Consider the following 23,823-nt stretch of genomic DNA (forward strand, 5'->3'; position numbering starts at 1 on the left):
TGGAGCGCACTCCAACGCAAGTGGTCAGTCCTCCTCGTCCTCATACAGGATCTCGGGGGCGGGCACGTACCACTCGACCCCTTCCAGCCGGATGCGCGTCGCCATGTCCCGGTTCCACACCACGGTGATGTCGTGGCGCTCCAGGATGGGGATGACCACCTCGGTCATCAGCTGGATGGTGTCGGACTCGTAGAGCTGATCCCGTTCCTTCTCCGACAGGGCGTTGTACTCGGCCTCGCTGAGGTGGGCGGGCCAGAAGATCCCGTAGTTGAGGTACACGTGCCCGTCCTCGAGCAGCGACTCGGTGTCCTGGGAGTGGAAGAACACGTATCCCAGCCACTGGTCGAGCTCCCCGGCCTCGTACTCCTTCTCCCCGATCTCGGCGGCCCCGCAGGTGCCGCAGCAGGTGAAGTTCATCTCCGCGACGATCCTGGCCTCACGCAGCGCCTCGAAGGCCCGCTGCAGCCTCGAGGCCCCGAGGTCACCGAAGGCCGCCTGCTGGGAGCGCCGCGCCTCCAGCAGGTGTTCGACGACAGCACGCGCCTCAGCGGTGGTCATCTCGTCCTCATCGAGCGAGTACTCCATGACCTCCTTGTATTCAGCCAGCTGATCCTCACCCAGTGTGATCCCGGTCCACAGCATCTCCAGCAGCTCCTCGCCCTCCTCCTGGGTCAGGGAGGCGTTGGGGAGCAGGTGGGTGGGGAAGGTGAGTCCTTCGGGAAGCACGTTGTGTCCAGTCATGCCGTCACCCTAGCCAGCGACACCGACATCTGCCGTGGGCTCCTTCGCCTTGGCTGTCCCACCCTCTATGCTGGCCGCCATGAGGCGAGTCTGGGAGTTCCTGCGCAGGGTGATCCCGCGGGTCAGTGTCGGCCTGTTGCTGACCCAGATCTCCCTCATGCTCGGCCTGACCGCGTGGGAGTCCCTCCGCAAGAAGCGCCGTCGGCTGCGTCACTTCCCCGCCACCCCTGCCGAGCCGCTGTCGATGGACCAGGACGAGGTGACCATCTACACCTACGGCGAGGACCTCTACCGCGACATGCTGGCGGCCATCGACGGCGCCCAGCAGGTGATCCACTTCGAGACCTTCATCTGGAAGGGGGACGAGGTGGGGGAACAGTTCAAGGCGGCACTCGGCCGGGCCGCAGCCCGGGGCGTCCAGGTCCACGTCGTGTGGGACGGGTTCGCGAACCTCGTGGTGCCACGCAGTTTCTTCCGCATGCCCGATGGGGTTCACGCGTTGCGCCATCCGTCGTTCCCGAAGCCCTGGGCCCCCCGCACCTGGGGCCGCAATCACCGCAAGCTCCTGGTCGTCGACGGCGGTACCGGCTTCATCGGCGGGTACAACATCGGCAGGTTGTACGCCACCCAGTGGCGTGACACCCACGCCCGGATCATCGGCCCGGGTGCGGCGGAGCTCGAGAACGCCTTCATCGACTTCTGGAACCAGAACGCGAGACGTCATCACCTCCCGGTGCTCGACAACCAGACCCCCCGACGCTGGTTCAGCCCCCTGCGGGTGCACCGCAACCAGCCGCGCATCCAGGTGTACCCGATCCGCAACATGTACCTGGAGGGGATCGACCGGGCCGTGGACCGGATCTGGCTGACCCATGCCTACCTCATCCCGGACGACGACCTGGTGGGGGCGCTGAAGACCGCGGTCAAGCGTGGGGTCGACGTGCGGATCATCGTTCCCGCGAAGTCGAACCACGCGGTGGCGGACTGGCTGTCACGTGGCTTCTACGCCGACCTGTTGGCCTCCGGGATCCGCCTGTTCCTCTACCAGGGGGCGATGGTCCACTCCAAGACGGCCGTCATCGACGGCACCTGGTCCACCATCGGCACGGCGAACCTGGACCGACTGAGTCTGTGGGGCAACTACGAGGTGAACCTGGAGATCACCGACGAGGAGGTGGCCCAGCACATGGAGCGGGTCTTCCTGGTGGACGCGGGCAACACCGTCGAACTCACCGCCGAGGACTGGCACCGTCGCCCTGTGGTGAAGAAGTTCGCCGAGGCCCTGCTGAGCCCCTGGCGTCCCCTGTTCTGACCGCCTCAGCAGCACCGCATCGTGGGCGGCCGGTCCGTTTCACAGCGCCAGAACTCGCGCTCCCCGAGTGGTTCCCCGTGACCGTGGAGCCGGTGGTGCGCCAGGTACTGCTGGTACTTGTTGGCCCCCAGCACCCCGTTGACGAACCAGGCGAGGCGACGCCATGCCGAGACGGCCTGCCGCCTCATCAGTGACCACCGCCTCGGATGTCGGCACCGGGATGCTCGGTGTAGTACCTGCTCCAGGCCGCTGCCAGTTCCTTCTCCGCCGGGGTGGCGGTCATGCCCGAAGGAGCGTAGATCCTCGACTGCACCGCCGGGTCCTCCGTGTCGGGGCCACCACCTGCTCGAACTGCCCGGATCGTCTGCCACACGCACATCGTGATCACGACGAGCGCGCAGGCCAGGAAGATCACCGACAGCGTCGTCTGCACCGCGGTGTTGCGGACCACGGCCTCCATGGCGGCCACTCCCTTGACCCCACCGAGTTCGGTGACCCCGTCCTGCAGGGCCGCGGCGAAGCGGTTGTGGTTGGCCCAGTACCCGACCTTCGGGTCGCTGCTGAAGATCTTGAGGAACGATCCCGTGATGGTGACGATCGCCGTGAACGTCAGGGGCACGGCGACGATCAGGAGCGTCCATCGGCGCCCCCGCCGCGCAAGGATCGTCAGGCACACCGCGAGTGCGATCCCCGCCAGCAGCTGGTTCGCCACCCCGAACAGCGGGAAGAAGGTGTTGATGCCACCCAGTGGGTCGGTGACCCCCAGCAGCAGGATCGATCCCCAGCCCGCCACCATCAGCCCTGTGGTCAGGTAACTGCCGGGCTTCCAGCTCGCCTGACGGAATCTCGGGTAGAGGTTGCCGAGGGCATCGGAGAGCATGAAGCGTGCGACCCGGGTGCCGGCATCCACCGAGGTCAGGATGAACAGCGCCTCGAACATGATCGCGAAGTGGTACCAGAAACTCATCATCTCCGGCCCACCGAACCACTGCTGCATGATGCCTGCCAGCCCCACGGCGAGGGTCGGTGCCCCGCCCGTGCGGGAGACGACCGTGTGTTCCCCGACCAGCTGTGCGGTCTGCTCCAGCTGTTCCGTGGTGAGGTCAACCCCCGTCAGCCCGAGTGAGTTCACGAAGTTCACGGCCCCCTCGACGGTGCCACCGGTGGCCGCGACGGAGGAGTTCATGGCGTAGTAGATGCCCTGGTCCACCGACAGCGCGGCGACGAAGGCCATGATCGCGACGAAGGACTCCATCAGCATCCCGCCGTAGCCGATGAATCGGGTCTGGCGTTCCTTCTCGATCAGTTTCGGTGTGGTACCGGAGGAGATCATGGCGTGGAAGCCGGACAGCGCACCGCAGGCGATGGTGACGAACAGGAACGGGAACAGCGACCCGCTGAACACCGGGCCATCGGCACGCGAGGCCCAGATCGTCAGGGCGGGCACCTCGATGGTGGGTCGCACCACGACGATGGCGACGGCGAGCATCGCGATGGTGCCGACCTTCATGAACGTCGACAGGTAGTCACGTGGGGCCAGCAGCAACCAGACGGGGAGCACCGCAGCGACGAAGCCGTAGATGATGATGGCCCAGGCGATGGTGAGCGGGTCGAGGGTGAACATCGCACGCCCCCACTCGGTGCCCGCCACGTACCCCCCACCGATGATGGCCGCGAGCAGCAGCACGACCCCGATCAGGGAGACCTCCGCCACCTTCCCGGGACGCAGGTAGCGCAGGTAGACGCCCATGAACAGTGCGATGGGGATGGTCATCCCGACGCTGAACACACCCCACGGGCTCTCACCGAGGGCGTTGACCACCACCAGGGCCAGGATGGCGATGATGATGAGCATGATGACCATGGTCGCGATGAGGGCGGCGATCCCACCGAAACGTCCGAGTTCGTCCTTGGCCATCTGCCCGACGGAGCGGCCGCCGCGCCGCATGGAGCAGAACAGCACCACGTAGTCCTGCACCGCACCGGCGAACACGACGCCGAGGATGATCCAGATCGTGCCGGGCAGATACCCCATCTGGGCGGCCAGCACGGGACCCACCAGCGGGCCGGCTCCTGCGATGGCGGCGAAGTGGTGGCCGTAGAGGATACGACGATCGGTCGGCACGAAGTCGTGACCGTCGAGCCGGTACTCACCCGGGGTGGCGCGCCGGTCGTCGGGTTTGGTCAGGTAACGCTCGATGACGCCCGCGTAGAAGCGATTGGCGATGAAGTACGAGCACACCGCGGCGAAGACGAACCAGATGCCGTTGATCGTCTCCCCTCGGGACAGGGCGATCAGTGCCCAGGCGACACCACCCAGCAGCGCGACGGCTCCCCAGATGGCGATCCTCAGCGGGCTGAGCCTCTGGTCCTTCTCGATCGTCTCCTCGTCCAGGGCCACGGGAGGCAGCCCTTCCGGCTCTTCGGTCAGTACTGGTGAGGCAGTTGGTGTCATAGTCCTTCGCAATCGTCGTCGACCACTGGCGGAGGCCTGCCCACAGCCCCCGTCACAGGACGCTACCACCGCCATGACGATGTCGGGCGGGAACCTGACAGTTCGTGTCCGACATCACCGGGTGATCTCAGGGCTTCTCCCGATGTGCAGCACCATCGATCGAGGCACGATGGAGACATGACGATCATCGGTTACATCATCATCGGACTCCTCGGCGGCGCGATCGCGAAGGCCATCATGCCGGGCAGGGAGGCAGGCGGCTGGCTCTCCACCATGTTCCTCGGCATCGGTGGTGCCCTTCTGGCCGGTTTCCTCGGTCAGCTGATCTTCCACGACTCCTACGACAGGATCTTCTCCCTGCCGGGACTCGCCTTCTCCGTCGGGGGTGCCGTCCTCATCCTGGCGATCCAGGGATGGTCGAGGAAGCGCCGGTGAGGCCTTCGGTCGACGCAGGACGCCGGTCGCTCAAACCGGCGTCCTGCCTTCTCACACCAGGTGACGGTCGGTGGCCCACTTGGTGAGCTGGTGGCGGTTGCTGAGCTGCAGTTTCCGCAGCACCGAGCTGACGTGGGTCTCCACCGTCTTGATGGAGATGAACAGTTCCCTCGCCACCTCCTTGTAGCTGTAGCCCCGCGCGATGAGCTTCAGCACCTCGCGTTCCCGGGAGCTGAGCCGGTCCAGCTCCTCGTCGATGGAGGAGATGTCCACCGAGCCGGAGAACGCGTCCAGCACGAATCCCGCCAGCCGGGGCGAGAACACCGCATCCCCCGAGGCCACGCGCTGGATCCCCTCGACCAGCTCCTCGGACGAGATGGACTTGGTGACATAACCACGGGCCCCGGCCCGGATCACGCCGATGACGTCCTCGGCCGCGTCCGAGACGGACAGCGCCAGGAACTTCACCTCCGAGTTCTTCGCCGCCACCTGCTTGATGACCTCCGCCCCGCCGCCACCGGGCAGGTGGACGTCGAGCAGCACCACGTCGGGGCGGGTGGCGAGGATGGTCTCGACGGAACTCGCCACGTCGTGTCCCTCACCCACGATCTCGCAGAGCTGTCCGATCTCGTGGCGCACCCCGGCCCGGAACATCGCGTGGTCGTCCACCAGCACCACCCGCAGTTCGCCCAGTGGTTTCGTCGTCTCCAGTTCACTCATCGTTGCAGCTCCAACCTGACCTCGGTACCCTCACCCGGCTCGGTCCTGATCCGGGCCGTGCCCCCGTGCCGTTTCATCCGCGCACGGATCGATTCTCGCACGCCCATCCGGTCCGCCCTGATCCGGGACTCGTCGAATCCCTGCCCCCGGTCCCGGATGAACACCTCGACGACATCGGGCGTGACCTCCGCGTACACGTCGACACGTGCCGCCCCGGAGTGTTTCGCCGCATTGGTGACGGCTTCGCGCGTGGCGTGCACGAGGGCCGTCGTGGCGTCGTCCAGGTCCAGGTCACCCACACACACCACCTCGACGGCGATGGGGAACCGGTCCTCCACATCCACCCGGATCTGCTCCAGTGCTCCCCTGAGGCTTCGTGCCCCGACCTCCTCGCCGTAGAGCCAGGTCCGCAGTTCCCGCTCCTGGCGACGCGCCAGGGAGGCCACCGCTGCGGGGTCGTTGGCCTGCCGCTGGATCAGCGCCAGCGTCTGGAGCACCGAGTCGTGGAGATGCGCCGCCATGTCGGCCCGTGCCTCGGCCTTGAGGCGGCCCCGGTCGGCGTTGCGGAACCGGGTCAGCGCACGGAGCAGCCACGGTGCCGCCACCACCACGAGCCCCACGAGCAGCGCCAGTGCAGCCCCGATCACCACGGGCAGGTCGCGCCATCCCAGCTGGCTGGCGACGATCCAGCTGATCCCGAATCCCACCAGCACCATGCCTCCCACCAGGCGGGTGACGCTGGCCAGGGCCTTGCCCCTGGGGATGCGCCCCTCGGCGGAGGTGGCCAGCTGGCTGCCGACCCGATCGGCCTGCACCCAGACCAGCACCACCCCGAACCCGCCCAGCACCAGCGGCCAGAACATCGGCACGGCTCCCGGCGATGCATCGAGGGCCACGGCCCACAGCACCCCACCGATCAGGATTCCGACGGAGAACAGCACCCCGGCGTCAATGCTGCTCATCCGCTGCTCGGGGCGTCGTCCGGTGCGGCTGGCCCCCTCCAGCCCCGGGGCCTCCTGATGGTCGGCGCCCGGCATCAGCATCCACAGTGTCGCGTAGACCAGCACCCCGATCCCGTTGAACAGGGCGAGCCCCACGAGGACCAGTCGCACCCACATGCTGGGGACCCCCAGGTGCCGCGCGACTCCACTCGCCACCCCGGCGATCGCCTTGGTGGTGAGGTCGCGCTGCAACCGAGGGGTACGCTCAGGGGATGCCGCGGGACTGCTCATGTCCTCCAAGGGTGACACGAAGGACGGTGCCGAGTCACCTCGTCGGGAATGGTTTCAGGGCCCGGGGCACACATCTCAGGCCTGCCTCAGGGGCTCCCCCGATGGCGTGCCCCGCTACGACTGGTCACACTGGAGGACATGAACGAGTTGGTGGACCTGGGGGCCGTGCACCCCGCCCTGTCGCGGCTGGAACGCCCCACCAGTTCCACCACCCTCGGCCTCAGCCGTTGTCTCGGTGCCCGGTTCGCGGTCGATCCCCTGCTGATCCGGATGTTCTTCATCCTGTTGACCCCCGTCGGTGGGGTCGGTGTCGTGGTCTACACCTGGGGAGTTCTGCTCACCCCTCGCGAGGGCCGCGGGGTGGCCCCCATCACCCGGCTGCTGCCCCAGTTCCGCTCCTGGGCGCCGCGGACCCAGTGGCTCGGCATCGGCGTCAGTTCCGTGCTGGCCGCCGCCGCGGTCTCCTGGATCGTCCCGATCTCCGCCCTCCCCGTCCTGCTGCTGGGACTCGCGGTGGTCCTGGTGAAACGCTACCGCTCCCCCGTGCGCAGCAGCTCCGGCACGCATCAGGTGGAGCACGGTCCACAACTTCCCGTGGTGGATCTCTACGCCCCCGAGCCCGAGGTCGAGGCCCCCGCGCCGAGGCATGTCCCAGGGCCCGTGCCGACCAGCTGGCTCGGAGCCGCGGCGATCGCGATCCTCGGTGTGCTCTCCTTCGTGTCCCTGCAGGTCTTGTCCGGGAGTCGTTTCCTCGGTGCCGCCGGGGCACTCGGCACCATCGGCGCGGCGACGACCGGCTGGGCACTGCTGCTGCGTTCCCGACGGCTGCCCACCGTCTTCCTGCTGGGTCTGCTGCTGGTCGCAGGGGTCTTCGGCACCCTCGCCTCGTTGCGGGTCTCCGTCCAGCGTCCCGGGGTGGTCGCCCCCGGCACCGCGGAGCTCACCCACACCTATGTGGCCGATTCCGCCGTCCTCGACCTGCGCCACCTGCCCGAGGACGCGGCCTCGGAGGTCATCAGCATCGAGGCCGTGGCGAGCGAGGTCCACGTCCTGCTCGCGAGCGCCCCTGCGGGGGTCGAGATCTCCCGGACGCTCTCGGACGTGGACCTGGTACCCACCGGCGGATCGGCGTCGTCGTCCCCCGGACCGCAGCTGCGCATCACCGCGGCCGTCTCAGATGTCACCGTGGAGTACCCGGGATGAGACGGCTCGACCTTCCCACCCTCCTGACCGGACTGGTGCTCGTCGGTTTCGCCGCCGTCGGCCTGTGGTTCGGTTCCGGGATGCCCCGGGTGGCCCCGGGAAAGATGTGGTTCGCCGCCGTGCTGCTCACGGTGGGGACCCTCGGGCTCATGATCGGCCTCGGCCGAGGGCCTGAGAACAGAGACTGACAGACAAGGAGTCATCATGTCACTCACCCGTTCCGACAACGACAAGATCATCGCCGGTGTCTGCGGCGGTGTCGCAGGGGCCCTCGGGGTGGAGAGCCTCTGGGTCCGGCTCGCCCTGGTGGTCTTCGTCCTGCTGGGAGGCAGCGGTATCGCGCTCTACGTCGTGCTGTGGCTGTTCCTGCCCCGCGCCACGGGGGGCTCGGCCTTCGAGGACATCCGGCGCGACTTCCGGAGGCCCTGAGCATCCGAGCCTGTCACCCTTTTGGCCAGCACTCAGGTTCGAGGTGGCTTTTCAGGTGACCTCGGGTGATGATTGAGGTCCCCCCATCGCTGCTCGCCGTACAGCCTTCCACCCAGGCGTCCTCCGCGGCGAGCAGCTCCATTTCTCCCCGGGGTCACTCCCACTCGATGGTCGCCGGTGGTTTGCTGGTGATGTCCAGCACGACGCGGTTGACGTCCGCGCACTCGTTGGTGATCCGGGTGGAGATCTTCTCCAGCAGCTCCCAGGGCAGCTTGGCCCAGTCCGCGGTCATCGCGTCGTCGGAGGTGACGGGACGCAGCACGATGGGGTGGCCGTAGGTGCGACCGTCCCCCTGCACCCCGACGGAGCGCACATCCGCGAGCAGCACCACGGGGAACTGCCAGATCTCGCGCTCCTTCTTCGCCAGCGCGAGTTCCTCACGGGCGATGGCGTCGGCACGACGCAGCACCTCGAGCCGCTCAGCGGTCACCTCCCCGATGATGCGGATGCCCAGACCGGGGCCGGGGAAGGGGTGCCGCCACACCAGCGACTCGGGCAGTCCGAGCTGGAGCCCGACGGCCCGCACCTCGTCCTTGAACATGGTGCGCAACGGCTCGATGAGGGTGAACTGGAGGTCGTCGGGAAGGCCACCGACATTGTGGTGACTCTTGATGTTCGCCGTCCCAACCCCACCGCCGGACTCCACGACGTCGGGGTAGAGGGTGCCCTGGACCAGGAAGTCGATGCCCCGCTCCCCCGCCAGCCGCGCGGCCACCGTCTCGAAGGTACGGATGAACTCCCTGCCGATGATCTTCCGTTTCGTCTCGGGATCACTGACCCCGGCCAGTGCACCGAGGAAGCGGTCCGCCTCGTCGGCCACCACGAGATCGACTCCGGTGACCTCGACGAAGTCCTCCTTGACCTGGCGGGCCTCACCTTCTCGCAGCAGCCCGTGGTCAACGAAGACGCAGGTCAGCTGCGACCCGATGGCGCGTTGCACCAGGGCCGCGGCGACGGCGGAGTCCACACCGCCGGACAGGGCGCACAGCACCCGCCGCTCGCCCACCTGGTCGCGGATCGCCTGGACCGCCTCCGCCACCATGTTCTCCGGGGTCCAGTCCGGGGTGAGCCCGGCGATGCTGAACAGGAAGTGTTCCAGCACCTGTTGCCCCCACTGGGTGTGGGCCACCTCAGGATGCCACTGCACACCGGCGAGTTTCCGGTCCCGGCACTCGAAGGCGGCGACAGGGGCCCCGGCGGTGCGGGCCAGCACCTGGAAACCCTCCGGTGCCCGGGAGACCGAGTCGCCGTGGCTCATCCACACGTTGAGGGTGTTGGGCAGGGTACCGAGCAGCCTGCCGGCGTTCTGGATGGACAGCGGGGTGCGCCCGTACTCCCGTTGCCCCGTCTTCGCCACCGAGCCACCGAGGGCCTGCGCCATCGCCTGGAAGCCGTAACAGATGCCGAGCACCGGGACCCCCGCCTCGAACAGTGCCGGGTCCACCGAAGGCGCGCCGTCGGCATAGACCGACGACGGTCCGCCCGAGAGGATGATCGCGGCAGGGTTGCGGGCGAGGATCTCCTCGACGGTGGCATCGGAACCGATGATCTCGGAGTAGACGGCCGCCTCCCGGACCCGGCGCGCGATGAGCTGCGCGTACTGGGCACCGAAGTCGACGACGAGGACCAGATCGTGCTGGGAAGTCATGGGACATGAGTCTATGACCGCGGACCCGCAGGGGTCCAAGCGGCACCCTCCCGCAGGGCCGGGAACAGAGGGCCGGGAATACCTGCGGTCGTCCGGGAGTTGACCTGACATGACCGTTTACTCAGATGTCACGGCCGTCATCGGCCGCACCCCGCTCGTCAAGGTCAACCGTGTCGCCGGGGAGGGCGCCACCGTGCTGGCCAAGCTGGAGTTCTACAACCCGGCCAACTCGGTCAAGGACCGCATCGGCGCGGCCATCATCGCCGCTGCCGAGGCCTCCGGGGAGTTGAGGCCGGGCGGCACCATCGTCGAGGGGACCTCCGGCAACACCGGTATCGCACTGGCCATGGTCGGTGCCGCGAAGGGCTACAAGGTGGTGCTGGCGATGCCGGAGACGATGTCCCTGGAGCGTCGCGCGTTGCTGCGTGCCTACGGGGCAGAGCTCGTCCTGACCCCCGGTCCGCTGGGGATGAAGGGAGCCGTGGCGAAGGCCGAGGAGATCGCGGCCGAGCGGGGCGGGATCCTGGCCCGTCAGTTCGCCAATCCGGCCAACCTGGACGTCCACCGTCGCACCACCGCCGAGGAGATCTGGGCCGACACCGACGGTGGTGTTGACATCTTCATCGCCGGGGTCGGCACCGGGGGCACCGTCTCCGGGGTGGGGCAGGTGCTCAAGGAGCGCAAGCCCGGGGTCAAGGTCATCGCGGTCGAGCCCGCCGAGTCGCCGATCCTCTCCGGCGGACAGCCCGGCCCGCACAAGATCCAGGGCCTGGGCGCGAACTTCGTGCCGGAGATCCTGGATCGGGAGGTGATCGACGAGGTCATCACCCGCAACGTCGACCAGGCCGTGGCCGCCGCCCGTGCCGCCGCCACCGAGGAGGGTCTGCTGGTCGGCATCTCCTCGGGGGCCGCCCTGTCCGCCGCCGCCGAGGTGGCGGCGCGCCCGGAGAACGCCGGCAGGACCATCGTCGTCGTCCTGCCCGACTTCGGGGAGCGTTACCTCAGCACCGTGCTCTTCGAGGGGCTCGTCGAGGCCTGAGACACCACGCGTTGCGCCCCGAGGGAGAGCCCCTCGGGGCGCAACGCGTTCTCAGGCCCTGGTCCTGGCCCGGAAGGCCAGGACCGCCAGGGGTGCGAAGACCACGACGAAGACCACCAGGTAGCCCAGGGTGGCGGCGACGGAGTTCTGGAGCAGCCACACCTCGGGTGCAGGAGCGCTGCCGAGGTTCCCGAACAGCGTGCGGCACGCCTGCACCAGCACCGAGACCGGGTTCCACTCCGCCACGACCCGCATCCAGCCGGAGAGGCTCTCCAGCGGCACGAAGACGTTGCTGAGGAAGGACATCGGCATGACGACGAGCATGCCTGCCGTGTTCACGGTCCGCGCGTCCCCGAGGAACGCCCCCAGCGCGATCATGAGCCAGCTCATCGCCCACGAGAAACCCAGGAGCAGGACGAACCCGACCAGCATGTTCCCGATGCCCTCACTGAACCGCCAGCCCACCAGCAGACCCGTGACGGCCATGACGAGGATCGAGAAGGCACTGACGATGAGGTTGGACAGGGTGCAGGCCATGAGGATGGCGCTGGGGTGCATGGGGAGACTGCGGAACCGGTCGATGATGCCCTTCTTCAGATCCTCCGCGATGGAGATCCCGCACACGAGTGAGGCGAAGACCATGGTCTGCCCGAAGATCCCGGCCAGGAGATAGTTGGTGTAGTCACTTCCCTGGACGTTGATCGCCCCGCCGAAGACCTGGGTGAACAGCAGCACGAACAGGATGGGTTGGAGGACCGAGAAGGCCATGACCTCGGGGCTGCGCCTCAGCGCGATGACGTTGCGACCGGTCAGGGCCGCGACATCGGCCAGCCACGCGACGATTCGTGGACGCTTGAGCGGTGTCATGCCGCCACCTCCTCGGCCGAGCCGCGCCCGGTCAGGGTGAGGAAGACGTCGTCGAGGGAGGGACGACGAATGCCTGCGTCGTGGATCCCGATGCCCGCGGCACGGAACTCCTCCAGGACGACGACCAGCCCCGCCGCGGCATCCCCGACCTGGGCGACGATGCTGCGTTCCATCGTGTTCACCTCGCCGACGGCGTGGATCGCGACGATCCGTCGCGCCTGCTCGAGATCATCGGGGGAGATGACCGTGACCTCGATGCGTTGTCCGCCCACTCGGGCCTTGAGCTCGTCGGCGGTTCCCTCCTCGATGACCCGGCCGTGGTCGATCACGGCGATGCGGTCGGCCAGCTGATCGGCCTCCTCCAGGTACTGGGTGGTGAGCAGCAGCGTGGTCCCGGCACCGACACGCTCCCGGATCACCTGCCACAGGTCGCTGCGGGAGTTCGGGTCGAGCCCGGTGGTGGGCTCGTCGAGGAACAGCACCGTCGGCTCGGCCACCAGCGCCCCCGCCAGGTCGACCCGTCGCCGCATTCCTCCGGAGAAACCACCGAGGGGCCGGTTCGCCGCATCGCTCAGGTGGAAGATCTCGAGGAGTTCGGTGGCGCGCACCCGGGCCCGGCGGCGGCCGAGCTGGTAGAGCCTGCCGATGAGTTCCAGGTTCTCACGTGCGGTGAGTTCCTCGTCGACGGCGGCGAACTGGCCGGAGGTCCCGATCACGGCCCGGACCCGTTCCGGGTGCGCGAGCACGTCGTGGCCTGCCACCGTCGCTGCCCCTGAGTCAGGGCGCAGCACGGTGGTGAGCACCTTGACCGTGGTGGTCTTGCCGGCCCCGTTGGGTCCGAGCAGTGCCATGACGGTGCCCTGGTCGACCTCGAGGTCGAGCCCGTCGAGTGCTCGCACCTCTCCACTGCGGGTTTGATAGATTTTGCGCAATTCCTGCGCACGGATGAAGGACATGGAGTGACCTTTCTCGTGGTTGGAAGAGGTGAGGCGTCGCGGCAACGACGCCCCGCCCCGTCGGGTGGCCCGGGGCCGAGCCCTGCGGCCACCCGATCGGTTTCATGGCCCGCCCCTGCTCTCGGGGACGGGAGGGTCGCTGAGCAGTCGCCGGAAGCTGGCCTTCATCTCTTCACGGGGCATGGTCCGCCCGTGCACCGCGATGTGCAGCATCACGCCGTAGATGTGGACGACGATCGCCCTGGCCTGCTCAGGGGTGGAGATCTGGGAGAGCGTCCGCAGCACCACCTCGTCACTGGAGCGCATCAGGCCCTCGAGTTTCGGGTGGATGGCATAGCAGAGCCAGAAGGACAGTTCGTTGCGCAGGAGCGTCGGATCCGAGATCGCATCCTCGACGAGGTCGGCCAGGACCGAGGCGACGTCCTCGGCCTGGATGATGTCCTGGGCGACCTCGTCCAGCATGGCCTCCCGCTGCTCCGCCATGCCGGTGAGGGCCTCGGCGATGAGGTCGGTCAATGAGGCGAAGTACTGGGTGGTGGACCCGAGGGGCACCTTTGCCCGTTCCGCCACCTTGCGGTGGGTCAGCGCGCTGACCCCGATCTCGCGGATCAGCTCACCCGCAGCACGCAGGATGAGGTTCCTGCGCCCTTCCGGATCCCTGGTTCGCTTGGCCACGGCCTCAGTGTACACATGTACATGTACAAATGTACAGGATCTGGCTCCCCCTCATCCCATGAGCCGCGCCCGGTGCAGCACCTCGTGACGATGATCCCTCAGGTGGGACTGGACGAGCGCCACCTCGGTGACGTCGAAGGGCTCGCCGACGTAGGTGTCGAGGGCCTGGAGGAGGCGTCCGGCCGGTTCACCGCGACGGGACCTGGCGACGGTGAGGTGCGGGGTGAAGCCCGCACCGTCGGGGCGACCACCGTGGCTGGAGGCCAGGGCCCGCAGTTGCCCCGACCACTCCGCCAGGACCGCTCGCCCCGGCGACGACACCCCGAGGTGGAGCACCTTGGCACGCTCAGGGGTGCCGAACGCCCCGGCTCCTTCGATCGCCATGGTCTCCGGTCGGCGGCGCGCCGCCCAGAGGTCCAGCGCATCGATCAATTCCTCGATGCGTCCCTGCGGGTACTCGGCCATGAAGGCAAGGGTGAGGTGGTAACGCTCGGACCGGGTCCATCGCCAGGAGGTCGGCTCGCTGGCGAGCCGTCGTGGCTCGAGGAATCGTGAGATCTCCTCCGAGACGTCAGTGGGTGGGATCACGGCGAGGAAGCAACGCACCGATCGATTCTATTCGCCCCCGAGGTGTTCGCGGAACGTGCGTCCCCGGTACTCGGAACCGATGAGGCCTTGGCCTCGTAGCCCGGGCAGCACCTCGGCGAGGAACAACTCGACGGAGTTCCACCACCCTCCCGGGAGCGCGATGAAACCATCCAGTGCGGCTGCCTCGGTACGCCTCAGGATCTCCTGGACCGCGTCCTCCGGGGTTCCGATACGCTCCAGTGCAACCTTCGGTTCCCCGCATTCTCCTCGGCAACACGTCGAGCCTGCTCACGGGTCTCCGCCAGGACGAGATGCAGGCCGGGAAGGAACCGGATCGCCCCCGGGTCGCGCCCAGCCGTCACAGCGGCCGAACGCAACGCAGCACGCTGTCCCCTGGCCGCATCCAGGTCGGGGACGGCCCCGAACACGAGGTCGGCCCGAGCCCCGGCGAACGCGATTCCTGCTGGGGAGGCCCCGGCCTGGACCACCGGCAACCGACCGGCAGGATGCTGGGGCAAGGCCATCGGCCCTGCCACCTTGAAGTACTTCCCGTCGAAATCGATGGCCTGGACCCGATCCGGATCAGCGAAGACCCCTGTCCCCCGATCCGCGACGAAGGCCTCGGACGGGAAGGAGCGCCACAGGGCCTCGACGACCGTGATGAACTCATCGGCCCTGGCATGACGCTCAGCGGAGTCCGGAAGCTCCGTCAGGCCGTGGTTCCGCTCCCCGGCAAGTGCCGTGACGACATTCCATCCGGCACGTCCACCGCTGATCCGGTGCAGTGACGCCAGCTGCCTGGCCACGGTGAAGGGGTTGGCGAACGCGGTCTGGACGGTGGGAACCAGACCGATTCGTCTCGTCACAGCCGCCAGGGCCGTCACGAGGGTGAAGGACTCAAGCGTGGCGAAACCGGGGGAATGCCGGATCGTGCTCGGCTCCAGGTGTCCGGCCTCGGGGCAGAACAGGAAGTCGACGACGGCCCTTTCGGCCTTCTCGACCAGTTCACGATAGGGGCTGAGGGAGAACATCTCCTCGACGCGGCTGTCCTCACGCCGCCATGCATCCGCGCTCAGCCAGACCGGTGACAGCGCGACCCCGACCACCAGGGGCCTGTGGTCCCGGCCCTGCTCGACGTGGTTCGTGGTCATGCCCGGACCTCCAGGATCCGTGGGACGAGGATCTTCGGCACAGCCCTGACGCCGAATGACCCCGACTGCTCCTCGCTCACCGCCCACGTCTCCGAGAGGGCCTCGGAGCTCGAAGGTGCCTGACATACCGGGAACCTCGTGACGTGCCTCTCAGAACGCGAGTCCCGACGGTTCCGGGCCGAGCTCGACCTCACGGGGGTCCACCACCTGGAACCCGTTGGCCCGGTAGGCCTCGTAGTCGAAGGCCTCGCACTCGTCGTAGCCGAGCCGGTGGTAGTCGTAGAAGCCCTCCCACTGCTCGTAGCCGTCCCCGAGCCCGGTCTCCAGGAACGCCTCGGCCATGGCCATGCCCAGTCTGGGGCCGATCCAGAAGGCCCCCATCGCCAACAGGTTGCAGTTGTTGGCCGCTGCCGCCCTGCGGGCCGCGTGCACCGACTCGGCGACCGCGGCGTGCACGTGCGGACACTTCGAGGCGGCGACGTGGATGCCCATCCCGGTACCGCAGAAGGCCAGGGCCTTCTCGAAACGACGTTCCGAGAGCTGGGCGCCGATGAGGAAGCCGACACGGTGGTACATGGGCGTCTCCTCCAGCACCGGGGTCAGGTCGGTGACCTCCCACCCCCTGACGCCCAGGTGTTCCTTGACCTTCTCCTTCAACGGGAACCCCGCGAAGTCCGCACCGACGACGACCCGCCGCATCCTCACGCTCACTGCTGCTCCTGACTGTTTCGACGGAACCGGAACCTGCTCCTCAGATCCGCGGTGCTGATGACGATCAGCAGCACCGCCCCGAAGATCAGGAAGCGGTAGAAACCATTGATCTGGTGGAACCAGTTCACCGAGGAGGAGAGGATCTGCAGGATCGCGATCGCCAGCAACACACCGAGGAGTTTTCCGCTGCCTCCGTTGGGATGCACCCCGCCCAGCACGACGATGAGCACGGTCAGCAGGGTGTAGGACACCCCGTTGTCCGCCTTCGCCGAGTTGTAGTTCGCCATCAGCACCAGTCCTGCGACGGCGGCGCAGAGCCCGGACAGCGCATAGGTGCGCACCAGGAGCCACGCCGAGTTCAGACCGCTGAACTTCGCAGCGGTGGCATTGCTGCCCAGCAGGTACAGCTTCGCCCCGAAGGACATCTTGTGCAGCACGAATCCGACGATCAGCGCCACGACCACGAAGATGATGAGCGGTGTGGGGATCCCCGCGATCCTGCCACCCAGCACCGAGGTGTAGGCCGGTGGCAGCCCGCTGATCGACTCGCCTCCGGAGAGCAGCACGGCGATTCCCGTGAACAACTCGAGCGTGCCGAGTGTGACGAGGATCGCCGGTATTCGGACCACCGCCACGAGGAAGCCGTTCAACGCGCCTGCGACCACGCCGATCAGCAGCGCCAACAGGACCGCGACGAGCACGGCCGTGAGCTGCTGCCCCGCTGCCGCACCACGCGGCGCCATCGCCAACATCACGGTGGCGGTGACCACCCCGGTCATGTTCGCGACCCCGACCGAGGACAGGTCGATGCCGCCGGTGATCATGGTGAGCATCACGCCCAGCGCCATGATCCCGACCTCCGGGAACTGCACCCCCATGGTCTGCCACGTCCTGAAACTGGTGAAATCGCGTGTCTTCAGCACCAGGAGCAACAGGCACAGTGCCGCCAGGAACACCACCAGGCGCAGGATGTGTGCATCCCAGTGACGCGATCTTGCAGTGAAGGAAACCGAAGCCATCTCAGGTCCTCTCATTCCGCGACCAGACGTTGCCTGCGACGACGTCTGGTCAGCTGCACGGCGGAGATGCCGGTGCCGATGATGATCAACAGGCCGAGCGCGAAGCGCTGCCAGGTGGTGGGGATGCCGATCAGGATCATGCTGTTCTGCACCATGACGATGAGCAGGGTGCCGAGCATCACACCGGTGAGACTGCCCGTTCCTCCCGTGATGGCCGTGCCGCCGAGGACGACCGCGGCGATCACCAGCATCTCGATGCCCAGCAGGTTCGTCGGGTGCATCTGCCCCATCATGGAGGTGCGCACCAACCCCGCGAGGGCGGCGATCACCCCGACGATGACGTAGAGCCAGAACTTGACCCGGCGCACCTTGAAACCAGCCCTGACCGCGGAGGTCTCGTCGCCGCCGATGGCGTGGATCGCACGGCCGAACATGGTGCACCGCATGATGAAGAACACCAGGGCGACGACGGCGACCAGCAGCAGGAAGGCGACCGGCATCCGTGAGGTCAACCCGGTTTCAGGATTGGTGGCCGTGAACAGTGAGGCCGTACCGAACTCGGCCATCGACGACGGGAGCCGGTTGATCTGCACCGAGGACAGCACCCCCTGCATCAAACCGGAGAACACGTTGGCCGTGCCGAGGGTGATGATGAGGGTCGGCACCGCCAGGCGGGAGGTGAACACCCCGTTGAACGCACCGAGCAGGGCACCCAGCAGCAGCACGAGCAGGAACGGGATGATGAGACCACCCGAGTAGTCGGAGTCGACCAGCACCCTGGTGACCACGTAGACGGCCAACGAGGCCAGCGCCGGGAAGGAGACGTCGATCCCGCCGGAGACCAGCACCATGTGTGTGCCGACTGCGAACAGTCCCGGCACGATCATGGCCGTGGCCAGGTCGACGAGGTTGTTCGGGGTGAAGAACTGCCCCGAGCGGATCTGGATGACCAGGGCGAGCGCCACGATCACCAGGAACACGTAGAACTCATTGGCACGGAGCATCCTGTGAGCGAGGTCCTTCATCTCACGCCTTCCCGTTCTCGTCGGCGGTGATCCGCGCGGACAGTTCGAGCTGGGTGAGGCCTGCAGGATCGAGCTCCTCGACCAGTCGACCTTCACGCAGCAGCAGGATGCGGTTGCAGACCCGCAGCAGTTCCTGGGTGTCGTCGGAGATCACGATGATCCCCATGCCGCCGTCGGCGAGACGCCGCAGCAGTTCGTGGATGTCGCTCTTGGACCCGATGTCCACCCCGACGGTCGGCCCGTTGAGGATCAACACCTCGGGTTCCCTCGCCAACCACTTGGCGAGCACGACCCGCTGCTGATTCCCACCGGACAGGGTCCTGACCGCGTTGTCCGGGTCCGCGGTGGCGATCCTCAACTCCTCGACCCAACGCAGGACCTCCTCGTCGCGTCGTTTCGCATCGAGCACTCCGAGCGCGGAGGAGAGCTCATCGAGCTCCGCCACGACGATGTTGTCCGCGATGGAACGATCCAGCATCAGCCCCTCGGTCAACCGGTCCTCCGGCACGTAGGCGATGCCGCGTGCGATGGCATCACGGATGCTGCGCAACTCAGCGGGCGTACCGTTGACCACGAGCCTGCCCGCGTCGGCCCTGAACACCCCGAACAGGGTCAGCGCCAGTTCGGTGCGGCCCGAGCCCAGCAGACCCGTGATCCCCAGCACCTCGCCACGGCGCAACGTGAAGGAGATGTCCTGGAAGGCGTCCTCGAGGCACAGGTCCTCCACCTCCAGCACGGGGCCGCCGGGTTCCCCGGCGGGAACCAGCGCCTCGTCGGAGAACTCCCGCCCCGTCATGTGACGCGCGAACGAGCGGTGATCCAGCTCGCTCGTCTCGGCGGTCGCGACCAGCCTTCCGTTGCGCAGGATGGTGAACCTCTCGCTGATCTCGAACACCTCGTCGAGCTTGTGACTGACGAACAACGTGGCGATGCCACGCGACCTGAGGTCGGTGATGACCTTGAACAGCGCCTCCACCTCGCGATGGGTGAGGGCGGTGGTGGGCTCGTCCATGATGATGAGCTTCGTCTCGGTCAGCAACGCCCGGCAGATCGCGATGAGTTGCTTGTCCGCGACCGACAGGTCACCGACCTTGGCATCGAGGTCCACGGAGAAGTCGATCGTCGCGATCGCCCGCTCGGCGATCTCGCGGAACCGCTTCCAGTTGACCAGGCGACGCCGTGCCGAGATCTCACTGGTCAGCGCCAGGTTCTCCATCACCGTGAGGTTGGGGAAGATGGAGAAGTCCTGGTAGATGACCTGGACCCCACCACGCATCGCCTCGATCGGTGTGAGACCCCGGTACGACCGGCCGTCGAGGATGATCTCCCCGCCATCGGGCTGGTGGACCCCGGAGATGAGTTTGATGAGGGTGGACTTCCCGCTACCGTTCTCTCCTGCCAGGCAGTGGATCTCACCGGGCTGGAGCACGAGGTCCACGTCGTCGAGGGCCCTGACCCCGGAGAAGTTCTTGGTCAGTCCCCGCACGTCGAGCACAGGCTGCATCATGGTGGCTCCTTGTCCGTCGTCGGGGTGTGAGCACATCTCGACGACGAGGTGGGTCTCAGAATTCGAAGCTGTCGACGTTCTCCGCGGTGATCACGATCCAGCCGGAGCCCTCCAGCACCTTGTCGCTGCCCTCGGCGAACTTCATGGACTCGTAGCCCTCGACGCCGAGGTCGATGCCGTCGGTGATCTCCTCACCGTCGAGCACCTTCTTGGCCAGTGCGGCCATCGCGTAACCGGCCAGGGCCGGGTCCCACAGGGTCAGCGCGGCCACGAGCCCCTTCTCCAGGAGTTCCTTGTTCGCCGACGGCATGCCGGTGCCGGCGGTGAACACCTTGCCCTTGAGCCCGAGTTCCTCGATGGCGCGGGCGATGCCGGGGGCGTCGAACGACGAGGTGCCCATGATCCCCTTGAGGTCCGGGTACTTCTTGAACAGCTCCTTGGCGGTCTGGTAGGCCCCCTCCCCGTTGTCGCGTGACTCGACCCGGGCCTCGGCCTCCAGCAGGGTCATCCTGGGGTACTTCTCCTTCTGGTGCGCCACCCCGCCGTCGGCCCACTCGTTGTGGGAGGCGTTGGTGACGTGCCCGACCATCGTGGTGTAGAGCCCTTCCTCCCCCATCGCCTTGGCGAGGTTGTCCATGATGAAACCACCGTAGGCCGCATTGTTGAAGGCCTCGATGTCGTACTTGGTGCTCTCCTGACTGGCCCCTTCGTGGGTGATGACGACGATGCCCGCGTCCATCGCCTCCTTCAGCACCGGCTCCAGGGCGGCCGGATCGACGGGGACGACACCGATGGCGCTGACGTTCTGCGCGATGAGGTCGCGGATGACCTGGGACTGCATGGCGGCATCGGTCTCCGCCGGCCCCTTCTGGTACACGTTGAGGCCGCTCTCCTCCGCGAACCTCTTCACACCGGTCTCCATGCGCACGAACCAGGGGTTCGTCGCGTCCTTCGGCACGATGGCGATGGTGTGTTCGCCGTCCGAGCCACCCGGTCTGCCGTCGCTGCACCCTGCGAGCCCGAGGGCTGCCACCGCAAGGCCGTTGAGCTGGATGAACAGTCGCCGCTTCATTGCGTTTCCTTCCGTGGTGCAGGGCTGCTTCGCCCAAGATGTGGAGCACCGGTTCTCGTGATTAAAGCGCTTTAAACGCCTGAACCGGAGCATAGCTCATGGGATCATTCTTGGTGCAACCCCTTGATCCAGATCGATACCTTTCCGTGACCTTGGGGCAAGTGATCCGCATCCTTCACGAGTCATTGGGAGCACGATGTCGAAGCGCGTGGGAGTCGCCGAGGTCGCCGCGCGAGCAGGGGTCTCGCCGGGGACCGTCAGCAACACCCTCAACCACCCGGAACGGGTCTCCCCCGCCACTCGCGCCCAGGTTTTGGCCGCCGTCAAGGAGCTGGGCTTCATCCCCAACCAACAGGCCAGGGTGCTCACCGGCGCCGCCAGCAACCTGCTGGGACTGGTCGTGGTGGACCTGATGAGTCCGTTCTTCATGGAGCTCGCCCACGCCGTGGAGCGCACGGCCGCGGACGCCGGGTACGTCATGATCCTCAGCAACTCCGAGAACGACCACGACCGGGAGGAGACGGTGATGCGCACACTCGCCGCCCAACGGGTCGTCGGCTCCCTGCTCACACCGGCCGGTGGCGGCACCCCGCTGGACGAGTCGACCCACGGCGTGCCGTTGGTGCTGATCGACCACACGACGAGGGAGCATCCGTGCTCGGTGTCGGTGGATCACGTCGCCGGCGGCAGGATGGCGGCCGAGCACCTCATCTCACTCGGCCACACCCGGCTGGGCTTCGTCGCAGGGCAGCCCAACCTGCGTCAGTTCACCGAGCGCGAGCGCGGGGTCCGCGACGTGATGGCCGAGGCCGGTCTCGACCCGTCGACCCTGCGAGTGGTCCGGGCCGACGGGATCGGCCAGCCCAGCGGCCTGGCCTCCGGGAGGCAGCTCCTGCAGGACGGCGACCTGCCGACCGGGATCTGCTGCTGCAACGACATGCTCGCCTTCGGGGTGTACCGAGCCCTCACCCAGGGCGGGGTCACGGTACCCGACGACGTCGCCCTCGTCGGCTACGACGACGTCGACTTCGCCGCGAACTGGATCGTTCCCCTGACCAGCGTGAGCCAACCCACGGCCCTCATGGGTGAGCAGGCCGCCCGGCTCCTCATCGACCACGCCACCAACCCGGACCACGAGCACGAGCGAGTGGTGCTCCAGCCCCGTCTCATCGTGCGTCGCTCCACCACCGGGGAATCTTCCGGTTCCCGCTCCGCGATCCCGGTGCGGTGATACCTTTCCGGAATGAAGCCCTGGCATCTCCACCTGGTCGCCGCAGTCCTGCTCGTCGTCGGCATCGGTCTCATCTCCGTCCGACAACTCGGCCCCGCCCCCGAGGTGACCTGCCTCGAGGAGGGGCAGCCCACCTCAGGATTCTCCCTGGAACGCGACGGCAAGCCGTGCCCGTTGAGCGTCGAGGACTTCAACAGGTACTGGCACTGGCAGAACAAATCCGCCCTGCCGCTGCGCTGGGTGGGACTGGGTCTCGCAGCGGTGGCCATCGGCACCGCGGTCACGGCCGGGGTGAAGCAGGTCAGGTCGCGCAGACGGATGCGGAACTGACACCCCTGTCAGACGTTCCCGGCGATCCGCTCGTGGTGGCGCACCACCTCGGCGACGATGAAGCCCAGCACCTTCTCCGCGAACTCGGGGTCGAGGTTGGACTCCTCGGCCAGCGCCCGGAGCCTTCGGATCTGCTCGGCCTCCCGGTCTGGATCGGCCGGAGGGAGCCCCGCCTCGGCCTTCAACTCCCCGACGCGTCGGGTGATCTTGAAGCGCTCCGCCAACAGGTGGATCAGCATCGAGTCCATGTTGTCGATGCTGTCGCGCAACCGTCGCAGTTCGACGCGGGCCTCCTCGCCGGTCACGGATGCACCATCACATCGATGCGCTGGAACGACTTGATGTCGGTGTAACCGGTCAGGGCCATCGCCTTGCGCAGCCCGCCGACCAGGTTCATCGTCCCGTCGGGCAACCGCGACGGGCCGATGACGACCTCCTCCAGGGAGCCGACCTGCTCGAAGAACACCCGCTCACCCCGCGGCAGGGTGGCGTGCCACGCCTCGGGGCCCCAGTGCCAGCCCCGCCCCGGTGCCTCGGTCGCCCTCGCCAGGGGGGAGCCCACCATGACTGCGTCCGCACCACAGGCGATCGCCTTCGCGATGTCCCCCGAACGTCCCACGGCCCCGTCCGCGATGAGGTGGACGTAGCGTCCCCCCGACTCCTCGAGGTAGTCGCGGCGCGCCTCGGCGACATCGGCGACGGCAGAGGCCATCGGCACCTCGATGCCCAGCACCGAGGCCGTGGTGTGGGTGGCTCCCCCGCCGAAGCCGACCAGCACGCCGGCCGCCCCGGCCCGCATCAGGTGGAGCGCCATCCGGTAGGTGGCACACCCGCCGACCAGCACCGGCGCGTCGAAGCGATAGATGAACTCCTTGAGGTTGAGTGGGTTCTCGGCCCCGTCGACGTGCTCGGCGGAGACCGTGGTGCCACGGATGACGAAGAAGTCCACGCCACTGCGGGCGATGACATCGGCGAACTCCTGGGTCCTGGCCGGCGACAGGGCTCCGGCGACGGGCACCCCGGATGCCCGGATCTCCGCCAGACGCGCCTCGATCAGCTCGGCCTTGACCGGCTCGGCGTAGACCTGCTGCAACCTGCGGGTGGCGGTCACCTGGTCAGCCGGTTCGGTCAGCTGCTCGTAGGCCCGTGACGGGTCCTCGTAACGGGTCCACAGTCCTTCGAGGTTGAGCACCCCGAGTCCACCGAGCCGCCCCATCTCGATGGCCGTGGCCGGGGACATCACCGAGTCCATGGGAGCAGCGACGACGGGGGCATCGAAGGTGACCGCATCGATCCGCCAGCTGAGGTCCACCTCGGACTCGGCGCGGGTGCGTCGGGCCGGGGCGATGGCGACGTCATCGAAGGCGAAACCGCGCACGGTGTTCTTGGAGCGGCCGAGTTCATGCATGGCAGGGCC

26 protein-coding genes are annotated in these 23,823 nt (G+C 67.5%); 8 read left to right on the forward strand and 18 right to left on the reverse strand.

What is annotated here, in order from left to right; genetic code table 11:
* Window positions 1-24: 24 nt before the first annotated feature.
* Window positions 25-741, reverse strand: a complete 717-nt coding sequence (locus EII34_RS03100; protein WP_124842822.1) for a DUF6891 domain-containing protein — start codon at window positions 739-741, stop codon at window positions 25-27.
* A gap of 79 nt (window positions 742-820) precedes the next feature.
* Here EII34_RS03100 and EII34_RS03105 point away from each other — a divergent pair, with 79 nt between their 5' ends.
* Window positions 821-2,053, forward strand: a complete 1,233-nt coding sequence (locus EII34_RS03105) for a phosphatidylserine/phosphatidylglycerophosphate/cardiolipin synthase family protein (RefSeq protein ID WP_395858069.1) — start codon at window positions 821-823, stop codon at window positions 2,051-2,053.
* A gap of 5 nt (window positions 2,054-2,058) precedes the next feature.
* Here EII34_RS03105 and EII34_RS03110 read toward each other — a convergent pair whose 3' ends face one another.
* Window positions 2,059-2,241 (reverse strand): CstA-like transporter-associated (seleno)protein, encoded by a 183-nt coding sequence (locus EII34_RS03110; protein ID WP_124842824.1) that lies wholly within the window; start codon window positions 2,239-2,241, stop codon window positions 2,059-2,061.
* Window positions 2,241-4,508 carry a carbon starvation CstA family protein gene (locus tag EII34_RS03115; RefSeq protein ID WP_124842826.1) on the reverse strand — a complete coding sequence of 756 codons (2,268 nt, stop codon included), beginning with the start codon at window positions 4,506-4,508 and terminating at the stop codon, window positions 2,241-2,243. The genes EII34_RS03110 and EII34_RS03115 overlap by 1 nt, the downstream gene beginning before the upstream one ends.
* 177 nt (window positions 4,509-4,685) lie before the next feature.
* Here EII34_RS03115 and EII34_RS03120 point away from each other — a divergent pair, with 177 nt between their 5' ends.
* Entirely contained in the window at window positions 4,686-4,943 is a 258-nt protein-coding gene (locus EII34_RS03120; RefSeq protein ID WP_124842828.1) for a GlsB/YeaQ/YmgE family stress response membrane protein, read from the forward strand.
* A gap of 51 nt (window positions 4,944-4,994) precedes the next feature.
* Here the strand turns inward: EII34_RS03120 and EII34_RS03125 are convergent, their stop codons facing one another.
* Together EII34_RS03125 and EII34_RS03130 are read right to left on the reverse strand one after the other, a co-directional pair.
* Window positions 4,995-5,663: a LuxR C-terminal-related transcriptional regulator gene (locus EII34_RS03125; protein WP_124842830.1), complete on the reverse strand. Its 669-nt coding sequence runs from the start codon at window positions 5,661-5,663 to the stop codon at window positions 4,995-4,997.
* On the reverse strand, window positions 5,660-6,895 hold the full coding sequence (locus EII34_RS03130) for an ATP-binding protein (RefSeq protein ID WP_124842832.1): 1,236 nt from the start codon (window positions 6,893-6,895) through the stop codon (window positions 5,660-5,662). Before EII34_RS03130 ends, EII34_RS03125 begins: the two co-directional genes overlap by 4 nt.
* Window positions 6,896-7,033: 138 nt before the next feature.
* Between EII34_RS03130 and EII34_RS03135 the strand changes: the two genes are divergently transcribed.
* From EII34_RS03135 to EII34_RS03145, 3 genes are read left to right on the forward strand one after another with little or no spacing between them, the layout of a single operon-like run.
* Window positions 7,034-8,098 (forward strand): PspC domain-containing protein, encoded by a 1,065-nt coding sequence (locus EII34_RS03135; protein ID WP_124842834.1) that lies wholly within the window; start codon window positions 7,034-7,036, stop codon window positions 8,096-8,098.
* Entirely contained in the window at window positions 8,095-8,286 is a 192-nt protein-coding gene (locus EII34_RS03140; RefSeq protein WP_124842836.1) for a hypothetical protein, read from the forward strand. Before EII34_RS03135 ends, EII34_RS03140 begins: the two co-directional genes overlap by 4 nt.
* A 16-nt stretch (window positions 8,287-8,302) precedes the next feature.
* Entirely contained in the window at window positions 8,303-8,527 is a 225-nt protein-coding gene (locus EII34_RS03145; protein WP_124842838.1) for a PspC domain-containing protein, read from the forward strand.
* Between the two features lie 154 nt (window positions 8,528-8,681).
* On the opposite strand, the gene guaA is transcribed toward EII34_RS03145, so the two are convergent.
* The gene (gene guaA, locus EII34_RS03150) at window positions 8,682-10,235 is read right to left on the reverse strand and encodes a glutamine-hydrolyzing GMP synthase (protein ID WP_124842840.1); all 1,554 of its coding nucleotides are present in this window, start codon (window positions 10,233-10,235) and stop codon (window positions 8,682-8,684) included.
* A 109-nt stretch (window positions 10,236-10,344) separates the two neighbouring features.
* Between guaA and cysK the strand changes: the two genes are divergently transcribed.
* Window positions 10,345-11,274, forward strand: a complete 930-nt coding sequence (gene cysK, locus EII34_RS03155; RefSeq protein ID WP_124842842.1) for a cysteine synthase A — start codon at window positions 10,345-10,347, stop codon at window positions 11,272-11,274.
* A gap of 51 nt (window positions 11,275-11,325) precedes the next feature.
* Here cysK and EII34_RS03160 read toward each other — a convergent pair whose 3' ends face one another.
* The 10 genes from EII34_RS03160 to EII34_RS03205 all read right to left on the reverse strand — a co-directional run bounded on the left by EII34_RS03160 (window position 11,326) and on the right by EII34_RS03205 (window position 20,845).
* Window positions 11,326-12,141: an ABC transporter permease gene (locus EII34_RS03160; RefSeq protein WP_124842844.1), complete on the reverse strand. Its 816-nt coding sequence runs from the start codon at window positions 12,139-12,141 to the stop codon at window positions 11,326-11,328.
* Window positions 12,138-13,097 (reverse strand): ATP-binding cassette domain-containing protein, encoded by a 960-nt coding sequence (locus EII34_RS03165; protein ID WP_124842846.1) that lies wholly within the window; start codon window positions 13,095-13,097, stop codon window positions 12,138-12,140. Before EII34_RS03165 ends, EII34_RS03160 begins: the two co-directional genes overlap by 4 nt.
* A gap of 102 nt (window positions 13,098-13,199) precedes the next feature.
* Window positions 13,200-13,772, reverse strand: a complete 573-nt coding sequence (locus EII34_RS03170) for a TetR/AcrR family transcriptional regulator (protein WP_185711147.1) — start codon at window positions 13,770-13,772, stop codon at window positions 13,200-13,202.
* 51 nt (window positions 13,773-13,823) lie between these two features.
* The gene (thpR, locus tag EII34_RS03175; RefSeq protein WP_124842850.1) at window positions 13,824-14,378 is read right to left on the reverse strand and encodes an RNA 2',3'-cyclic phosphodiesterase; all 555 of its coding nucleotides are present in this window, start codon (window positions 14,376-14,378) and stop codon (window positions 13,824-13,826) included.
* 176 nt (window positions 14,379-14,554) lie between these two features.
* Window positions 14,555-15,511: an LLM class flavin-dependent oxidoreductase gene (locus EII34_RS03180; RefSeq protein ID WP_185711148.1), complete on the reverse strand. Its 957-nt coding sequence runs from the start codon at window positions 15,509-15,511 to the stop codon at window positions 14,555-14,557.
* Window positions 15,512-15,661: 150 nt separating this feature from the next.
* Window positions 15,662-16,222: an RpiB/LacA/LacB family sugar-phosphate isomerase gene (locus EII34_RS03185; RefSeq protein ID WP_260425035.1), complete on the reverse strand. Its 561-nt coding sequence runs from the start codon at window positions 16,220-16,222 to the stop codon at window positions 15,662-15,664.
* The gene (locus EII34_RS03190; RefSeq protein WP_124842854.1) at window positions 16,219-17,241 is read right to left on the reverse strand and encodes an ABC transporter permease; all 1,023 of its coding nucleotides are present in this window, start codon (window positions 17,239-17,241) and stop codon (window positions 16,219-16,221) included. Before EII34_RS03190 ends, EII34_RS03185 begins: the two co-directional genes overlap by 4 nt.
* 11 nt (window positions 17,242-17,252) lie before the next feature.
* Entirely contained in the window at window positions 17,253-18,266 is a 1,014-nt protein-coding gene (locus tag EII34_RS03195) for an ABC transporter permease (protein ID WP_124842856.1), read from the reverse strand.
* Between the two features lies 1 nt (window position 18,267).
* Complete coding sequence (locus EII34_RS03200) at window positions 18,268-19,773, reverse strand: sugar ABC transporter ATP-binding protein (RefSeq protein WP_124842858.1); 1,506 nt, start codon at window positions 19,771-19,773, stop codon at window positions 18,268-18,270.
* Between the two features lie 55 nt (window positions 19,774-19,828).
* Complete coding sequence (locus tag EII34_RS03205) at window positions 19,829-20,845, reverse strand: autoinducer 2 ABC transporter substrate-binding protein (protein WP_124842860.1); 1,017 nt, start codon at window positions 20,843-20,845, stop codon at window positions 19,829-19,831.
* Window positions 20,846-21,041: 196 nt separating this feature from the next.
* Between EII34_RS03205 and EII34_RS03210 the strand changes: the two genes are divergently transcribed.
* Complete coding sequence (locus tag EII34_RS03210; RefSeq protein WP_124842862.1) at window positions 21,042-22,076, forward strand: LacI family DNA-binding transcriptional regulator; 1,035 nt, start codon at window positions 21,042-21,044, stop codon at window positions 22,074-22,076.
* Window positions 22,077-22,088: 12 nt separating this feature from the next.
* Window positions 22,089-22,406, forward strand: coding sequence for a hypothetical protein (locus EII34_RS03215; RefSeq protein ID WP_124842864.1), 318 nt, complete (start codon window positions 22,089-22,091; stop codon window positions 22,404-22,406).
* A gap of 8 nt (window positions 22,407-22,414) precedes the next feature.
* On the opposite strand, the gene EII34_RS03220 is transcribed toward EII34_RS03215, so the two are convergent.
* Window positions 22,415-22,711, reverse strand: coding sequence for a chorismate mutase (locus tag EII34_RS03220; protein ID WP_124842866.1), 297 nt, complete (start codon window positions 22,709-22,711; stop codon window positions 22,415-22,417).
* Window positions 22,708-23,814, reverse strand: a complete 1,107-nt coding sequence (locus EII34_RS03225; protein ID WP_124842868.1) for a GuaB3 family IMP dehydrogenase-related protein — start codon at window positions 23,812-23,814, stop codon at window positions 22,708-22,710. Before EII34_RS03225 ends, EII34_RS03220 begins: the two co-directional genes overlap by 4 nt.
* Between the last annotated feature and the right edge of the window lie 9 nt (window positions 23,815-23,823).

Origin of the sequence: Arachnia propionica (assembly GCF_003859805.1) — a bacterium.
Classification (GTDB): Bacteria; Actinomycetota; Actinomycetes; order Propionibacteriales; family Propionibacteriaceae; genus Arachnia; species Arachnia propionica_C.

Coding starts and splice junctions, on each gene's coding strand:
- EII34_RS03100 (WP_124842822.1), bottom strand. CDS start 741: ATGACTGGACACAACGTGCTTCCCGAAGGACTCACCTTCCCCACCCAC.
- EII34_RS03105 (WP_395858069.1), top strand. CDS start 821: ATGAGGCGAGTCTGGGAGTTCCTGCGCAGGGTGATCCCGCGGGTCAGT.
- EII34_RS03110 (WP_124842824.1), bottom strand. CDS start 2,241: ATGAGGCGGCAGGCCGTCTCGGCATGGCGTCGCCTCGCCTGGTTCGTC.
- EII34_RS03115 (WP_124842826.1), bottom strand. CDS start 4,508: ATGACACCAACTGCCTCACCAGTACTGACCGAAGAGCCGGAAGGGCTG.
- EII34_RS03120 (WP_124842828.1), top strand. CDS start 4,686: ATGACGATCATCGGTTACATCATCATCGGACTCCTCGGCGGCGCGATC.
- EII34_RS03125 (WP_124842830.1), bottom strand. CDS start 5,663: ATGAGTGAACTGGAGACGACGAAACCACTGGGCGAACTGCGGGTGGTG.
- EII34_RS03130 (WP_124842832.1), bottom strand. CDS start 6,895: ATGAGCAGTCCCGCGGCATCCCCTGAGCGTACCCCTCGGTTGCAGCGC.
- EII34_RS03135 (WP_124842834.1), top strand. CDS start 7,034: ATGAACGAGTTGGTGGACCTGGGGGCCGTGCACCCCGCCCTGTCGCGG.
- EII34_RS03140 (WP_124842836.1), top strand. CDS start 8,095: ATGAGACGGCTCGACCTTCCCACCCTCCTGACCGGACTGGTGCTCGTC.
- EII34_RS03145 (WP_124842838.1), top strand. CDS start 8,303: ATGTCACTCACCCGTTCCGACAACGACAAGATCATCGCCGGTGTCTGC.
- guaA (WP_124842840.1), bottom strand. CDS start 10,235: ATGACTTCCCAGCACGATCTGGTCCTCGTCGTCGACTTCGGTGCCCAG.
- cysK (WP_124842842.1), top strand. CDS start 10,345: ATGACCGTTTACTCAGATGTCACGGCCGTCATCGGCCGCACCCCGCTC.
- EII34_RS03160 (WP_124842844.1), bottom strand. CDS start 12,141: ATGACACCGCTCAAGCGTCCACGAATCGTCGCGTGGCTGGCCGATGTC.
- EII34_RS03165 (WP_124842846.1), bottom strand. CDS start 13,097: ATGTCCTTCATCCGTGCGCAGGAATTGCGCAAAATCTATCAAACCCGC.
- EII34_RS03180 (WP_185711148.1), bottom strand. CDS start 15,511: ATGACCACGAACCACGTCGAGCAGGGCCGGGACCACAGGCCCCTGGTG.
- EII34_RS03190 (WP_124842854.1), bottom strand. CDS start 17,241: ATGGCTTCGGTTTCCTTCACTGCAAGATCGCGTCACTGGGATGCACAC.
- EII34_RS03195 (WP_124842856.1), bottom strand. CDS start 18,266: ATGAAGGACCTCGCTCACAGGATGCTCCGTGCCAATGAGTTCTACGTG.
- EII34_RS03200 (WP_124842858.1), bottom strand. CDS start 19,773: ATGATGCAGCCTGTGCTCGACGTGCGGGGACTGACCAAGAACTTCTCC.
- EII34_RS03205 (WP_124842860.1), bottom strand. CDS start 20,845: ATGAAGCGGCGACTGTTCATCCAGCTCAACGGCCTTGCGGTGGCAGCC.
- EII34_RS03210 (WP_124842862.1), top strand. CDS start 21,042: ATGTCGAAGCGCGTGGGAGTCGCCGAGGTCGCCGCGCGAGCAGGGGTC.
- EII34_RS03215 (WP_124842864.1), top strand. CDS start 22,089: ATGAAGCCCTGGCATCTCCACCTGGTCGCCGCAGTCCTGCTCGTCGTC.
- EII34_RS03225 (WP_124842868.1), bottom strand. CDS start 23,814: ATGCATGAACTCGGCCGCTCCAAGAACACCGTGCGCGGTTTCGCCTTC.